At 66.5% G+C, this 15,614-nt stretch carries 10 protein-coding genes, 1 pseudogene and 2 CRISPR repeat arrays; of the genes and pseudogenes, 9 read left to right on the forward strand and 2 right to left on the reverse strand.

Annotated elements, in window-relative coordinates; genetic code table 11:
* Positions 1–21 precede the first annotated feature (21 nt).
* Positions 22–2,491: a CRISPR direct-repeat array (repeat unit 29 nt; unit sequence GTGCTCCCCGCGCGAGCGGGGATGAGCCC).
* A gap of 215 nt (positions 2,492–2,706) precedes the next feature.
* From cas3 to ACFWF2_RS31015, 9 genes are all read left to right on the forward strand, one after another.
* The gene (cas3, locus tag ACFWF2_RS30975) at positions 2,707–5,463 is read left to right on the forward strand and encodes a CRISPR-associated helicase Cas3' (RefSeq protein ID WP_379311026.1); all 2,757 of its coding nucleotides are present in this window, start codon (positions 2,707–2,709) and stop codon (positions 5,461–5,463) included.
* Positions 5,460–7,088 (forward strand): type I-E CRISPR-associated protein Cse1/CasA, encoded by a 1,629-nt coding sequence (gene casA, locus ACFWF2_RS30980; RefSeq protein WP_379311027.1) that lies wholly within the window; start codon positions 5,460–5,462, stop codon positions 7,086–7,088. Before cas3 ends, casA begins: the two co-directional genes overlap by 4 nt.
* The gene (casB, locus tag ACFWF2_RS30985; RefSeq protein ID WP_379311028.1) at positions 7,085–7,738 is read left to right on the forward strand and encodes a type I-E CRISPR-associated protein Cse2/CasB; all 654 of its coding nucleotides are present in this window, start codon (positions 7,085–7,087) and stop codon (positions 7,736–7,738) included. The genes casA and casB overlap by 4 nt, the downstream gene beginning before the upstream one ends.
* Positions 7,739–7,743: 5 nt before the next feature.
* Positions 7,744–8,862, forward strand: a complete 1,119-nt coding sequence (gene cas7e, locus ACFWF2_RS30990) for a type I-E CRISPR-associated protein Cas7/Cse4/CasC (RefSeq protein WP_379311035.1) — start codon at positions 7,744–7,746, stop codon at positions 8,860–8,862.
* Positions 8,859–9,566, forward strand: coding sequence for a type I-E CRISPR-associated protein Cas5/CasD (cas5e, locus tag ACFWF2_RS30995; RefSeq protein WP_379311029.1), 708 nt, complete (start codon positions 8,859–8,861; stop codon positions 9,564–9,566). Before cas7e ends, cas5e begins: the two co-directional genes overlap by 4 nt.
* Positions 9,566–10,252: a type I-E CRISPR-associated protein Cas6/Cse3/CasE gene (gene cas6e / locus ACFWF2_RS31000; RefSeq protein WP_379311030.1), complete on the forward strand. Its 687-nt coding sequence runs from the start codon at positions 9,566–9,568 to the stop codon at positions 10,250–10,252. The genes cas5e and cas6e overlap by 1 nt, the downstream gene beginning before the upstream one ends.
* Positions 10,249–11,211, forward strand: a complete 963-nt coding sequence (gene cas1e / locus ACFWF2_RS31005) for a type I-E CRISPR-associated endonuclease Cas1e (RefSeq protein ID WP_379311031.1) — start codon at positions 10,249–10,251, stop codon at positions 11,209–11,211. The genes cas6e and cas1e overlap by 4 nt, the downstream gene beginning before the upstream one ends.
* Entirely contained in the window at positions 11,205–11,579 is a 375-nt protein-coding gene (gene cas2e / locus ACFWF2_RS31010; RefSeq protein ID WP_379311032.1) for a type I-E CRISPR-associated endoribonuclease Cas2e, read from the forward strand. Before cas1e ends, cas2e begins: the two co-directional genes overlap by 7 nt.
* A 258-nt stretch (positions 11,580–11,837) precedes the next feature.
* Entirely contained in the window at positions 11,838–12,236 is a 399-nt protein-coding gene (locus tag ACFWF2_RS31015) for a hypothetical protein (protein WP_379311033.1), read from the forward strand.
* Positions 12,237–12,697: 461 nt separating this feature from the next.
* A CRISPR array of direct repeats spans positions 12,698–13,947; the repeat unit is 29 nt; unit sequence GTGCTCCCCGCGCGAGCGGGGATGAGCCC.
* Positions 13,948–14,028: 81 nt separating this feature from the next.
* On the opposite strand, the gene ACFWF2_RS31020 is transcribed toward ACFWF2_RS31015, so the two are convergent.
* Both ACFWF2_RS31020 and ACFWF2_RS31025 read right to left on the reverse strand, forming a co-directional pair.
* A complete protein-coding gene (locus ACFWF2_RS31020) occupies positions 14,029–14,712 on the reverse strand; it encodes a transposase (protein ID WP_379311034.1) in 684 nt (227 codons plus the stop codon).
* A 173-nt stretch (positions 14,713–14,885) separates the two neighbouring features.
* Positions 14,886–15,284, reverse strand: a pseudogene (locus tag ACFWF2_RS31025) (transposase); the annotation flags it as partial.
* Positions 15,285–15,614 lie beyond the last annotated feature (330 nt).

A 15,614-nucleotide genomic window follows, 5' to 3' on the forward strand; every position in this document is an offset into this window, starting at 1 on the left:
TAAACATGCAGGTCAGTTAGTGTGCTCCCCGCGCGAGCGGGGATGAGCCCACACCGGGCTGGTCGTCGAGCTCCTCGAGCCGGTGCTCCCCGCGCGAGCGGGGATGAGCCCAATTCGCATTCTTGCAAGCACAAATCGTGCAGGTGCTCCCCGCGCGAGCGGGGATGAGCCCAAAGCCGCCTGCCTCGGCGAGAGCCCCGAACTGTGCTCCCCGCGCGAGCGGGGATGAGCCCTCGGCGTCGGCTCGGTTCTCGCCGACCATCCAGTGCTCCCCGCGCGAGCGGGGATGAGCCCTCCTCGAAATCGCCGCTGGCGTCGAGGATCTTGTGCTCCCCGCGCGAGCGGGGATGAGCCCGCCTCCACCCAGACCTGGGCGACCTCAACCACGTGCTCCCCGCGCGAGCGGGGATGAGCCCTGCCACGACAGATCCAGCACTCGATGTTTGAGGTGCTCCCCGCGCGAGCGGGGATGAGCCCAAGTGGTCCGACACCCGCTGGGCGCAGTCGAGGTGCTCCCCGCGCGAGCGGGGATGAGCCCGTCAGTGCGGCCATCTGGACCCGCCAGCGGCGGTGCTCCCCGCGCGAGCGGGGATGAGCCCCCGACACCGACATTGCCCACCGGGAACTGCACGTGCTCCCCGCGCGAGCGGGGATGAGCCCGGCAGCGCGATCGGGCGCCTGTGGGGCAAGTCGTGCTCCCCGCGCGAGCGGGGATGAGCCCGAGGATCGGCAATGGCTGCGCGCCCACCGTCGGTGCTCCCCGCGCGAGCGGGGATGAGCCCAGTGCAAGGCGTGTACGGATGGGCTGTACCGTGTGCTCCCCGCGCGAGCGGGGATGAGCCCCCAACGCGGCCGCGCTGGCCCGCCTGGTGCGCGTGCTCCCCGCGCGAGCGGGGATGAGCCCGTGAGGTCTTCGTGCTGCCGGTAGGCGTACGGGTGCTCCCCGCGCGAGCGGGGATGAGCCCTGGGTTTCGTTGTCCGCCAGGACCGGGCCCATGTGCTCCCCGCGCGAGCGGGGATGAGCCCGGGCTCAGGGCCGCTTCGCCGATGCGTCCTAGGTGCTCCCCGCGCGAGCGGGGATGAGCCCGCTGACGATCACCTTCGACAGCGCGGGTATCGGTGCTCCCCGCGCGAGCGGGGATGAGCCCGCCAGGCCGACCTCGGTGGTGGGCTGACCCGAGTGCTCCCCGCGCGAGCGGGGATGAGCCCTCCACGCCGCCGTTCGTGGTCTGGTCGGGGTTGTGCTCCCCGCGCGAGCGGGGATGAGCCCATTTCGATATACCGGAGTTAGCAGCATCGTTGGTGCTCCCCGCGCGAGCGGGGATGAGCCCGGGTCCGAGGTGGACAGGTTGAGGTCCACGAAGTGCTCCCCGCGCGAGCGGGGATGAGCCCGCACAGCCCGTGACCGGCATACTTCGCTACACGTGCTCCCCGCGCGAGCGGGGATGAGCCCTCGACACACTGACCCTCAGCACCACAGCTCGGGTGCTCCCCGCGCGAGCGGGGATGAGCCCCAAGTACGTCGGTGACGTACCGGTGATCGGAAAGTGCTCCCCGCGCGAGCGGGGATGAGCCCGTCCTCGTACCAGGGCTGCTGGCAGAAGTAGCGTGCTCCCCGCGCGAGCGGGGATGAGCCGTGGATCTCGGCAGGATCGAATGCGACCGGCTTGTGCTCCCCGCGCGAGCGGGGATGAGCCCACCCCCGGTTCACGCCCCAACGAATCGTGTAGTTGCTCCCCGCGCGAGCGGGGATGAGCCCAGCAGCAGGAATGCGGCGGAGGCGCGGCCGTCGTGCTCCCCGCGCGAGCGGGGATGAGCCCTCGGCTGGGTCCACCTGTTCGAGGTCTACGGCGTGCTCCCCGCGCGAGCGGGGATGAGCCCCGAGGGCCAGGCCACGCAGAACCTGTGGAAATGTGCTCCCCGCGCGAGCGGGGATGAGCCCACCTGGCAGGAAGTCTGATGCCCGAATTCACTGTGCTCCCCGCGCGAGCGGGGATGAGCCCTCGATTACCGAGATACGCGAAGCGGTCGAACAGTGCTCCCCGCGCGAGCGGGGATGAGCCCATCGGCACCAGGTCCATGACGGGCGGGCACGCGTGCTCCCCGCGCGAGCGGGGATCAGCCCGAGTCGCCGCCGTTGGTCGGAGTGTCGACCAGGTGCTCCCCGCGCGAGCGGGGATGAGCCCGGGATACCGCGCGAGATCAAATCGCGGATCGCGTGCTCCCCGCGCGAGCGGGGATGAGCCCCTCGCACACGAATCGACGGTTTCCTTCTTGGCGTGCTCCCCGCGCGAGCGGGGATGAGCCCGCGGCGACGTACTGGCTCGACATCATGTGGAAGTGCTCCCCGCGCGAGCGGGGATGAGCCCATGGCCGGCGACTTGATCGCGGCCATGATCGGGTGCTCCCCGCGCGAGCGGGGATGAGCCCAAGCAGGGCAACGTCAGTCAGGATCTCGGGATGTGCTCCCCGCGCGAGCGGGGATGAGTCTCGTTCAAACACGTCACACAAGAACGGCTTTGCGCCCCACGCGGGTGGTACGGGCCCAAGCAATGCAGTTGTCACCAGTGGGCCAGTTGGGCTGAGCCACAGCGCTTCGGGCGGTAGCGGGTTTCCGCCGAATATTGCTGGGGGAGTGTAATTGTCAGAGGGCGTGGGTATGGTCGGCAGTCGCGTTGGTCGGGTGGGTTCGCGAAAGGGGGAGTAGTGGTTTCATCAGCGGTGATGTCTGCTTGGGCAAAGAGCGATCGTGCTGGAGGCAGTCTGTCGTTGTTTCGGCATTCGGCTGATTCGTCGGCGGTGGCTGGTCTGGTGTGGGATCACTGGCTGCCGGAGCATGTTCGGGCCCTGTTGGCTGATGGTCTACCTGGCGGACTGGCAGACGCGCGAATCTTGTTCTGCTGGGTGGCCGGCTTGCATGACGTCGGCAAGCTGACTCCGTCCTTCGCGTGTCAAGTGCCGGAGCTGTTCGATCGCATGCACGATCACGGTTTGCGGGCGTCAGGGATGCCGGTGGACCGGAAGTTGTTGCCGCATGGACTAGCCGGCCAAATCGCTCTGGAGAAGTTTCTCGTCGGCGAAGGCTGGTCGAAGCGGGTGGCGTCGACCTATGCGGTGGTCATCGGAAGCCATCACGGAGTCTCCGCGACAGTGGGCCAGATTCAGGCCGCGATCAATGGCGGGCGTTCGTTGTGGGGTGGGCCGGAGTGGGGTGATGCTCGCGGCGAGTTGATCACGTTGGTGACCGCTCGGACCGGTGCTGCGGATCGGGTAGCTGATTGGGCCACGGTCCGGTTGTCGACGATGCAGCAGGTACTCCTGACGGCAGCGGTGATCGTGACCGACTGGATCGCCAGCAACCAAGACCTGTTCCCACTCGTCAGTCAGCGGGTATCGAGCATCGAGGCTGTCAAGGCGTGGACGCTGCTCGGGTTGCCCGAGGCTTGGTCACCGGCGGGGGCGGCTACGGATTCGGAGGCTGCCCGTCAGAAGTTGTTCCGGTCGCGGTTCGCGCGTGAGGATCCGATGCGGCCCTTGCAGCAGGAATGCCTGCGGATCGCCTGCGAGCTGCCCGAGCCGGGTTTGATGATCATCGAGGCGCCGATGGGGGAGGGGAAGACCGAAGCCGCGCTGCTTGCTGCCGAAGTTCTTGCTGAAAGGTTCGGCGCGGGTGGGGTATTCGTTGCGCTACCGACGATGGCGACCTCGGATGCGATGTTCGCCAGGGTGCGTCAGTGGGTGGACTCGGTGTCGGGAACGCCGGGCAGCATGATCCTCGCGCACGGCAAAGCGGCGCTGAACGAGGACTATGCGCAGCTGAAGCGGCAGAGCTTCGTCGATATCGGTTCGGACTGTGAAGACAGCACGGTGCTTGCGCATGGCTGGTTCGTCGGGAAGAAGGGCCCGCTGGCGAACTTCGTTGTCGGCACGATCGATCAGGTGCTTCGAGGTGCGCTCAAGACTCGTCACGTGATGCTGCGGCACCTGGGTTTGGCGAACAAAGTGGTGGTGATCGATGAGGTCCATGCTGCGGACAGCTACATGTCGACCTACCTGTGTCGGGTCCTGGAATGGCTTGGCGCCTATCGTGTTCCGGTGCTGTTGTTGTCCGCGACACTGCCGCCCGCGCAGCGTGTAGCCCTGCTGGACGCCTACCGGCGTGGCCGCACTGAGACAGCCGAGTCCGTCGACGCCGCCACGGTCGGTTATCCCGCGATCTCGGTGTGGCCGCATCCAGAGGTGTCCTGCGCGGTCCCTGCATCGGGTAGGTCGATCGACGGTATCGAGCTCGACTTCATCGACGACGACGCTGAGCTGTTGACCAACAGGTTGGCCGAGGCGCTCGCCGAGGGCGGGACTGCTGGGGTGGTGTGCAACACGGTCGCTCGTGCTCAACACCTGTTCGAGGTGATGACTGCAGACCACCGATTCGACACTGGCGAGGTGCTGCTGCTGCATTCGCGGTTCGTGTCGGTGGACCGCGCGCGGTATGAGAACCGGTTACGTCGGCTACTGGGCCCGCCGGGCACCGGTGATCGCCCGGCGCGGATGGTGGTCATCGGAACCCAAGTCATCGAGCAGTCCCTCGATATCGATGTCGACCTGCTGGTCACCGATCTGGCGCCGGTGGACCTGATCCTGCAGCGCATCGGCCGACTGCACCGTCACCTGCGTTCGGGCCGCCCCACCCGGGTGAGCCGACCACGCTGCTGGATCCGCGGCGCGGAATGGGAATCGATCCCCCCGAAGCTGGACAAGGGATGTGAAAAGGTCTACGGCCGAGCACGTTTGCTACGCGCGGCCGCAGTCCTGACCGGTAGGCGCTCGTCGGGTGTCAATGTGCCCGCAGACATTCCGGGCCTGGTGACGCAGGCATATGCCGAGGGTTTCACTGTTCCTCCGGGCTGGGCGGAGATGTTCGCAGACGCCGAGTCGGCGTGGGCGCTTCACGTGGCCGATCAGCGCAAACGTGCCGGTGACTATCTGCTGGGTCCGCCGCGCACCGAGAACTCGACTATTCGTGATTGGCTCGTGGCCGGGGTACGCGACGACGCGGACGGTGTCGGCGGTCAAGCGCAGGTCCGTGACGCCGAAGACAGCATCGAAGCGATCGTCGTGCAACGCGTCGGTGACGGGGTCCATGTCCTGCCGACGATCCCGGAGATGGGAGGCCGAGTCGTTCCCACCGATGCCTGCCCCGATCCGAAGCTGGCGAAAACGCTGGCGCAGTGCACCATCCGTCTTCCTGCCTTCCTGACCCGGTACAACCGGATGGGCATCGTGCTGCGGACCCTAGAGGACACCTTCTATCCGGGCTGGCAGCAATCACATTGGCTGGCAGGCGAACTGGTCCTCGAACTGGACGAGAACCTGTCCACCGAATTGGCGCAACACCTCCTGACCTACGACCTGGCCCTGGGGCTGGTCGTGACACCGAACAAGGAAGCAGACACCCAGCGATGACGACGGCAACAGCGGGGCTGAACCTCGTCGAGGACCCCTGGATCCTGGTGGTCGACCGGACCGCGAAAGTCGAACTGCTCTCTATTCGTGAGGTGCTCCACCGCGCACCGGAACTATCCGGCATCGTCGGCGAGGTACCCACCCAGTCGTTCGCGATCCTGCGCCTGCTGCTGGCGATCCTGCGACGCAGTGTCGCCGCCAGGACCGGATCGGCCGTTGATGTGTGGTCGCAGCTGTGGGAGCTCGACGCACTGCCGACTGGGGAGATCGAGACCTACCTCGATGACCACCGGGCACGTTTTGAACTGTTCGACCCTGTGGCGCCGTTCTTCCAGGTCGCGGGGTTGAAAGCGGCCGGGGATGCGGTGGGAGCGTTGGACAAGCTGATCGCCGACGTGCCCAACGGAGCCAAATACTTCACCACCCGCGCGGGCCGGCACCTGCAGCAGATCGACTTCGCCGAGGCCGCGCGATGGCTGGTCCATGCACATGGGTTCGATCCCTCCGGGATCAAAACCGGCGCGACCGGGGACCCGCGGGTGAAAAACAACAAGGGCTATCCGATCGGGGTCGGCTTCGCCGGAGCGTTGGGCGGGGTGTTCCTTGAAGGCGCGACTTTGCGCGAAACGCTGCTGCTGAACCTCGTCCTGCTCGACATCAACGGACAGCGCTACCGCCTCGACGACATCCCGGCGTGGGAACGCGACCCCGACGGCCCCCGTGTTCGCGACAACCCGCAGCCGACCGGCCCGGCCGACCTAGCCACCTGGCAGAGCCGACGAATCCGATTGGTAGCCACCGACAACCAGGTCACCGGGGTGGTGCTGTGCAACGGTGATCCTCTCGAACCGTTCAACCAGCACCTGCTCGAACCGATGAGCGGCTGGCGCTACAGTGAGATCCAGACCAAGAAGGCCGGTGGCCAGACTCGGCACTACCCGCGCACCCATGACCCGGAACGGTCACTGTGGCGGGGGATGAGCTCGATGCTCGATGACCTGGCTTCGGCACCGACCGCGGGCAACGGCATCACCGCCGGTGTCGTGCACTGGGCTCAGCACCTGGTCGTCGACGACGTCTTGGACCCTGCGCACCCGGTTCGCCTGCACGCGGTGGGAATGCACTACATCAACCAGCAATCCGTCGTCGGTGAAGTCGTCGACGACACCATTGGGTTCCGTGTCGGATTGCTGTCGAATACCACGCTGCGCTCGATCGCTGCGCGCGCTGTCGACAGCGCCGACAAAGCTGTTTCAGCATTGACCGCGTTGGTCGCCAACCTGACGCGCGCGGCCGGCGGGGACCCGGACGGGCCGCGCACCCGAGCTCGCGAAGAAGGCTATTTCGCGCTCGAGGCGCCCTTTCGGCGCTGGCTGGCCGGCCTGGACCCCCGTAGCGACGCCTTCGACGACGAGTACCGCACGTGGCATGGGATCGTGCGCTCGATCATCGATCAACACGCTGCCGACGCACTGGGCGCCGCGGGGAAGCCTGCCTGGGTCGGACGAGAGATCGACAATCGCTGGCTCGACTCCGGTGTGGCGCAGCTGATCTACCGGACCCAGCTCCGCAACGCCGTGCCGGGAGCCTTTGAACCTACCGATGACGACGGAGACCGCCGATGACCGCGACACCACAGGCCGCCACCAGCAAATACGGTCCGCTGGAAGACTATGTCCACCAGCGGATTTCGGGGCGCCAAGCCGCCTACATCCGGCGCGAGAGCGACGCTTTGGCGGCGATGGCCAAGCTACGTCGCGGAATCAGCTCTCCCCCCGGCCGGCTCCCGGACCTGTGGGCGTTGACCCTGCAAGGCCTGCCGGTCGCGCCCTATGAATCCTCCGGCTACGGCTCCGTGCCGGCACCGGAGGAACCGACCGCGTGGGAGTCGGCGTGCTATGACGCGATGACGATGCACGCTCTGCATCAGCAGTCGCGCGCCCGGCCGATGCATCGCCGCGACCACGCCAGCCTCGGCGGCGCAGTGCGCCGCCTCGGTGCCTCCTCCGGTGCCGAAGACGCGGTGCGTTCCCGGTTCCACGTCATCGGCACCGCCACCGACCACGACGCACGCTTGACCCACCTGCGCGGGTTGATCGGTCAGCTGCGCGCACACGAAATCCCCCTCGACTATGCACGTCTGGCAGCCGATCTGTACAAGCTCGACACCGGACGATACGCCGATCAGGTTCTGCTCTCGTGGGGTCGCGACTACCACCGCAATCCCGCATCGACCACCGCTTCTGCTACCTCTGAAACCGGAGACAACCAGTGACCCGCATGTTCGTCGACGTCCACATCCTGCAGACCGTTCCCCCGTCCAACATCAACCGCGACGACACCGGCAGCCCCAAGACCGCCGTCTACGGTGGCGTGCGCCGCGCACGGGTATCGAGCCAGGCCTGGAAACGAGCCACCCGCAAGATGTTCGGCGAACTGGTCGACCCAGCCACCCTGGGTGTGCGCACCAAACGGGTCGTGGAGCTCGTCGCCGAACGCATCGGCACCGCCGTGGAGGACCCGGCCGCCGCAGCAGCACAGGTAATCAAGGACGCCGGCATCAAACTCGAAAAGCCCAAGAAGAAGGGCAAAGACGACGACGGTGCCGACCCGGCCGATCAGCTCGAACAGTCCAAGTATCTGCTGTTCTTGAGCGCGACACAGATCGACCGTCTCGCGAAGCTGGCGATCGAGACCGCCACCACCGGCGTCTCGGACAAGACTGCGGCCAAGGCCGCCGCCAACGGCGCCGACAGCATCGACGTCGCCCTGTTCGGTCGGATGGTCGCAGACTCCGCCGACCTCAACGTCGACGCCGCCGCCCAGGTCGCGCACGCGTTGAGCGTGCACTCGGTCAACAACGAGTTCGACTACTTCACCGCGGTCGACGACCGCGCCCCCGAAGACAACGCCGGCGCCGGGATGATCGGTGTGGTCGAGTTCAACTCCTCCACCCTGTACCGCTACGCCACCGTCAATGTCGACCTGCTCGCGCAGAACCTCGGCGACAACGAAGCGGCCGCGGTCGCGGTGGCGAACTTCCTGACTGCGTTCGTGCGCAGCATGCCCACGGGCAAGCAGAACACGTTCGCCAACCGCACCCTGCCCGACGCTGTTGTGGTCAGTGTGCGTACCGATCAGCCGGTGAACCTGGTCACCGCGTTCGAGTCACCGGTCGATGCCCTCGGCAGTGCACGCTCGGCGGGCGCGGCCAAGCAACTGCTGGAGCGCTACCACGCCCTGGAAACCGCCTACGGCAGCAACGATGCCACCAACTATGTCGTCGTCGCCGCCAACGGGCTGGAAGTCCTCAGCGAACTGGCCACTCCGACGTCGCTGACGGCGGTGGTCGATCAGGTCGCCGCGCAGGTGCGCGACGCTCTCGGCGTGGCATCGTGAGCGTTCTGCTGCTCAAACTCGCTGCACCCCTGCAGTCTTGGGGTGTGGCGAGCCGGTTCACCCGCCGCGAAACCCAGCAGTACCCGTCCAAGAGCGGTGTGCTGGGCTTGATCTGCGCTGCCAAGGGTCGCCGCCGCACCGACCCGATCGAAGAGGAACTGACCGGCCTCGGGTTCGGGGTCCGCATCGACCAACAAGGCTCGCTCGTGCGGGACTTCCAGGTCGCACGCAGTCTCGACGACCGCGAAAGCTACCCGCTGTCCTACCGCTACTACCTGGCCGACGCGGTATTCGTGGCCGCGATCCACGGCGACCGCCCACTGTTGGAAGGGATCCGGGACGCGTTGCGAGCCCCTACCTTCCCGCTCTACCTCGGCCGCCGATCCTGCCCGGTCACCGAGCCACTTGTCCTGGGAGAGGTCAGCGACCAGACTCTCACAGAGGCACTGAACAGCACACCGTGGCAAGCGTCGCCGTGGTATCGCAAGCGGCAACCCGCCACGGTGCACCTGCCGATCTACCGTGACCTGCTGCCCGGCGATCCCGACGAGGCGCTGCTGGAACGGGTCCGCGACGTGCCCGTGGACCTCGATCCGCAACGCCGCGAGTACGGGTGGCGTTGCGTGGTCAGCGCGGCGGTCGAGATCACCAACCCTGACGGCACCAAACGCCACGACCCGTTCGCCGCGCTGGGAGGCGCCTGATGTACCTGTCGCGAATTCCACTCAACCCCGCGCGCCAAGGCACCCGCCTGTTCCTGTCCTCACCCCAGGTCACCCACGCCGCGGTCATGGCATCCTTCCCACCCTCCGACCACACCGACGACCACAGCCCGGTCGGCGACGGGCGGGTGCTGTGGCGAATCGACCGCTCCGAGAACACCATTCACCTCTACGTCGTCTCCCCGACACGACCGGACTTCACCCACGTGGTCGAGCAGGCAGGCTGGCCGACCACCAGCACCTGGGCCACCCGCGACTACCGAGACCTGCTCGACGACCTCGCCACGGGACAACAATGGCACTTCCGGCTCACCGCCAATCCCGTGCGCCGCGCCATGGACCGGCAGCGCAACGACCCGACCGAACGCGGCCGAACCACCGGCCTCGACTCGGAAGGCCAACTGCAATGGCTGCAGCGTAAGGCCGCTGATCACGGGTTCGAGCTCGGGCAATGCGTCAGCGGAGACAGCAAGGAACCCGACGTCGTCATCACTGACCGTAGATCGGTGACGTTCCAACGTCACTCGCAGAAGGTGTCGTTGTCGACCGCCACGTTCGAAGGCACCCTGCAGGTCACCGACCCGCAATTGCTGCGCGGAGCACTCGTCGGAGGGATAGGCCGCGCGAAAGGGTACGGCTGCGGGCTGCTCACGCTGGCGCCGGCGTGAAAGACATCCCCGGTACGCGGCCGCCACGGATCGGGGAACTCGTCCGTGCGCGGGATCGACTGTCGTTCATCTACATCGAACGCGCCACCGTGCACCGCGACGCCAACGCGATCACCTCCACCGACGAACGCGGAGTCGTCCACATCCCCGCCGCCGCAATCGGTGCTCTGCTCCTTGGGCCGGGCACCCGTGTCACCCACCAGGCGATGATGCTGCTCGCCGAAAGCGGATCCACCGTCGTCTGGGTAGGAGAGCGGGGCGTGCGCTACTACGCCCACGGCAGGTCACTGGCCCGCAGCTCACGCCTGCTCGAAGCCCAAGCAGCAGCCGTGTCGAACCAGACCAGCCGACTGCGGATCGCCCGGCAAATGTATGAAATGCGATTCCCCGGCGAAGACGTCGCCGGCCTGACCATGCAGCAACTACGTGGACGCGAAGGCGCCCGCGTACGCCGCACCTACCGCGAGCACGCCCAGCGCACCGGCATCGAATGGCAACGCCGCGACTACAACCCGAACGACTTCGGCTCCTCCGACCTGGTCAACCAAGCCCTTTCGGCCGCGACGACGTGCTTGTACGGGGTGGCTCATGCGGTGATCGTCGCCCTCGGCTGCGCACCAGGGCTCGGGTTCGTCCACACCGGACACGAGCGGTCCTTCGTGTTCGACCTGGCCGATCTGTACAAGGCCGAGTACGCGATCCCGGCGGCGTTCGATGCCGCAGCACTGATCGCGGCCGAAGGCGGCGACGATATCGGGGGAGTCACCCGTCGCACTGTCCGCGACGCAGTTCATGCAGGAAACCTGTTGGCACGCTGCTGTTCCGACATCTACGAGCTGCTTGTGCCCGACCGTGAAGGCGACGCCGAGGAATGGGACAGCGACGTCGTGGAACTGTGGGACCGCAAAGGCAACCTCGTAGCTGGGATCTCCTATGCCGACGAGGACCCGCCGTGGTAGTCCTGGTCCTCACCGCCTGTCCAGCTGGACTTCGCGGGCACCTGACCCGTTGGTTCCTTGAGGTCAGCCCGGGTGTGTTCGTCGGTGTGGTCAGCGCGCGCGTGCGGGATCTTGCTTGGCAGCGTGTGATCGAGCTCTGCAAGGACGGCCGCGCGATCATGATCCACACCACCCGCGGCGAACAACGTATGGCGTTCAAAACCCACCGCCACGATTGGGAACCGATCGACATCGACGGCATCTATCTCATGCTCCGACCGCACACCCGCGACGGAACTAGCGGGCGAGCCCGCCCGGGTTGGAGCAAGGCTAGCCGATACCGCCGTGCCCATCAGGCTAAACATCGGCAGCCAGAGACCGATGACTGACTCCACCTCGGGACTCGCCTTGGTCGAATCACGTCCGTTGTTTCTCGCCGACCGCAGCCGCGGGATCCGGCTGCGTACCTCGCCGTGCGCTCAGATGTGTTGCGCTTCAAAACAATTAGTGCCACGGCGATTGCACGCCGGGTGAAGTGTGCGTAGTCTGTCAACTAGTGAAGCATTGTTACCTTCGCGGCTGGCGGTAGGGTGCGGATGACCGGGTGCAGCAGGGAATGTAGGAGTCGGTGTTCTGCCGCTCTTGGAATGGGAGAAGTGATGGTCATCCAGCACCGGCCGGGCAGTGGCAGGTCCGCGGATGGGACGAAGCTCCTGATCTCAGCACCCACCTATTCGCGTCAGCTTGTGCTGTCTATCACTGCATCCGCAGGGACGTTCTGTGTTTCTGTGATCCCCTGGGCCTTGTTCGTATGTGGTACCTCCAACGGTCCCTGGCACGATGTGGTAGCGAATCCGCTGACGATCTGGGTGATGGGCAACGCGCTGTGGGTCCTATCTGCAGGCGGGCGGATTGTCTTGGGCGAGATGGTGTACCGGCTTCGCTGTGTCCTCGTCCTGCCCGTTCTGAATGACCTCTCTGAGCGCGAGACCGGTACCGGCGAGCCAAGTGCCCCCGCCATGGCAGTTCGCCGCATTCCCGACTGACATGAGAGGTGTCCGAACGGCGATCCTGCAGTCGGATGCTGCAGTAGGCAATCGAACAACGCTGGGGTGAGGCTATCGAGGGAGTCCGGTATGTTTGGTTTGGGCCGCGTGTACATGATCCAGTCCTCGTATCGCGGGGATGAGCCCTAGTGCAGCATCGGTTTAGGCCGTAGGCATGTCTCTCTCCCCGCGCATGTGGGGATGGCCCCAGGCTGGCCTCGATACCGGGCGAGGTGTGCGAACCTATGTTTGAAGTCTTGAACACGGGCGGGGCCAGCAAGTCTGCACTGTGAGGCCGAATCAAGCAGGGGCGCAGACCGAATCGTTGAGCGATCCTGTCTTGACCGCATTGCGAAGTTGGCAGGTGTAGCGACTGCACGGAATGTGTGGGCGGTGCGGGAGGACGGCCAAAAGTAAATGAGAATCGGCCGATTGAGCTGAAAAGGCGCAGGTCAATTAGTGTGCTCCCCGCGCGAGCGGGGATGAGCCCGCCCCTACTACCGGCACCATCACCGTGAATAGGTGCTCCCCGCGCGAGCGGGGATGAGCCCGTGCAGCGCGTGATCGGCGGCGAGAACCCGGTGTGCTCCCCGCGCGAGCGGGGATGAGCCCGCGCGCTGAAAACGTTCCTGCAAACGTTGCTGGTGCTCCCCGCGCGAGCGGGGATGAGCCCCCGGCGGTGGTGTCGGCGGGTTCGGTAATCTGGTGCTCCCCGCGCGAGCGGGGATGAGCCCTGTTCGGTCAATTCCCTAACGCCATCCTCGATGTGCTCCCCGCGCGAGCGGGGATGAGCCCCGCTTCCGGGGCGACATTGATAGTCCGAATCCGTGCTCCCCGCGCGAGCGGGGATGAGCCCATCGAATCCGAGCCCTTCGTGGCCGCGTGACAGTGCTCCCCGCGCGAGCGGGGATGAGCCCTTCGGCGCCGATCTGCTCGAGAACATCACCGAGTGCTCCCCGCGCGAGCGGGGATGAGCCCCCGTTCAGGCCGCCGTTCACCGCGCGGGTGGCGTGCTCCCCGCGCGAGCGGGGATGAGCCGCATTCCGCGAGCCCGCGACTGAGCGAGGTGCGGTGCTCCCCGCGCGAGCGGGGATGAGCCCCGAGACTGGATGCAGGAAGTGCTCGGCGGGCGGTGCTCCCCGCGCGAGCGGGGATGAGCCCCGGGCGAAGTTCTCGCCGGCGCGCGGCAGGTAGTGCTCCCCGCGCGAGCGGGGATGAGCCCACGCGATGGCGAACGGCGAGCCGATCCGCAACGTGCTCCCCGCGCGAGCGGGGATGAGCCCCGTGCCTGTACCGCGTGAAGGTGACCGTTCCGGTGCTCCCCGCGCGAGCGGGGATGAGCCCGATCCGCACGCCGCTCGTGCAGGGGTTCGTGTGTGCTCCCCGCGCGAGCGGGGATGAGCCCCAGCTCGAGATCGCCAAGGCCAAGGCTGAGCAGTGCTCCCCGCGCGAGCGGGGATGAGCCCCGACCCCATGACCGCAGCTCACAAGCCCATCGCGTGCTCCCCGCGCGAGCGGGGATGAGCCCGTGTCGTGGTCGTGGGACGGTGAAGGCGCCGAGTGCTCCCCGCGCGAGCGGGGATGAGCCCTACGCGGGAAGCCCGTGGGAGCGGCTCATCGGGTGCTCCCCGCGCGAGCGGGGATGAGCCCGGGCGGCGGCGATGAAGCGTGGCCTGCAGCAGGTGCTCCCCGCGCGAGCGGGGATGAGCCCTGAATACAAGTACGGCCCCGCTGTCGACGCTCTTCGAAAACCGGATCTGGCCCAATTTCCGTGAACCGTCAGTTGAGTTCCTCAGTCGCTCAACATGATTCGCTTTCTTAGGATGTCGGGCTTCGCTCGGCCGAACATCTGTCGTTTCAGCATTTTGATGCGGTTGACGTGGCCTTCGACGGTTCCGCTGCTCCATTGCAGCGTGAAGCCGGCGGTGACCGCGTCCTGGTCGCGGCGCAGACCACGAACAAACGAGTGCAGCGCCGGGTGGTCGTCGGAATCGACTGCGGCCATCCATCTTTCGAGTTCTCGTCCGCGGCGCTCTCCCATGATCACAGCGAATTCGCGAACATGGCCGACGAGTGATGCCAGTTCCGGGCTGACGGACAGGATCGCACCGAGGCGCGTTTGGTCGTCGGAGTCGAGGTTGACGGGGTTGGTCATTATCCAGCATGTGACCCGTCGGACTGCCGGGGGTTTGGGTGGAGGCTTGGGGATGTGGGCGGTCGTGCGGAAGGAATGCAGGTAGGCCCGCACGATCTTCTCGCTGCCTCGGAAGCCGCGCGTCTGGATCTCCTCGAATAGTCTCGTGGCGTTTGTGTGGCCTTCGTTCCACCGTTGGTGCAGGTAGTGCTTGTATTCGTCGAGGATGCTTCGCCGGTATCCGGTGCGATTGTTGACCAGCAGCTCGTCCGGAGATTCGGCGTGAGCGAACCGGCGTGCGGTGCCGCGCGCCAACCCCAACTCGATACCGATGCCGCGCATGCTGCGGCCTTCGGCAAGCAATGCGTGGACCGCGGCGTAGCGCTGACGGGTGCGGACCGCGACCCGGTCCTGAGTTGCGGTTCGACGGGCCCACCATGCAGATCGGCTGCGACATCGGCGATGTCGGGTCGTTGGGGTGCGCTGACTTGTGGATTTGCGGCAGTCAGTGCAGCGCGATGCCGTGCGACGGTGCGTTCGACGGCATCGCCGAGGTTGTGCCAAATGTGCCACCGATCAGCGACCTGGATCGCGTCAGGTGCGCCTTTCGTGGCGCCTTCGGCGTAGGCCCCTGCCCGGTCGCGGCAGATGATTTCGACACCGGGATGTGCCCGCAACCATGCCGCCAGCGTGGCGGCGGTGCGGTCGGTGAGCACGTCGATAGGGCGCCTGGTCTGCATGTCGATCAGGATCGTGCCGTAGCGGTGGCCGCGGCGCAGGGCGAAGTCGTCGACACCCAAGTGCGCTCGTCGCTGGCGAGCCTGCGCCGCACCACGACCACAGCCCCGGAGCCTGACCCAGGCAGCGTGCTCCCACCGACCACGCAGGAACGCATCATCCGCGCCCGAAACCACCTGCCCCCACTGCCGAGCGAGGAGCAAGGACCAGCCACCGGCGAAGCGATCGAGGACGCCGTCCGAGCCGCTCTCCCCACATCAGAATTCGAACCCGAACCCGAAGCCAGCGTCGCAAGTCATCGAGCCGCTTCACCGTCACAACGTTCGGCCGTACCTGGACCGGAAGCTTGACACCGCGGCAGCACGACCGAGAAACCGCTGCAATCACATCCACTGGCGGCGTGCGATGCAAGAGGCCGGAGGATTTCGAGACGCCATCCGCCCATCGGCTCAAGCAGATTGCAGTTCCGCTGACCTGCTCGCCGTTCTCGCCGAGCTCGGCGAGAA

Origin of the sequence: Nocardia sp. NPDC060259 (genome assembly GCF_042728775.1) — a bacterium.
Taxonomy (GTDB): domain Bacteria; phylum Actinomycetota; class Actinomycetes; order Mycobacteriales; family Mycobacteriaceae; genus Nocardia.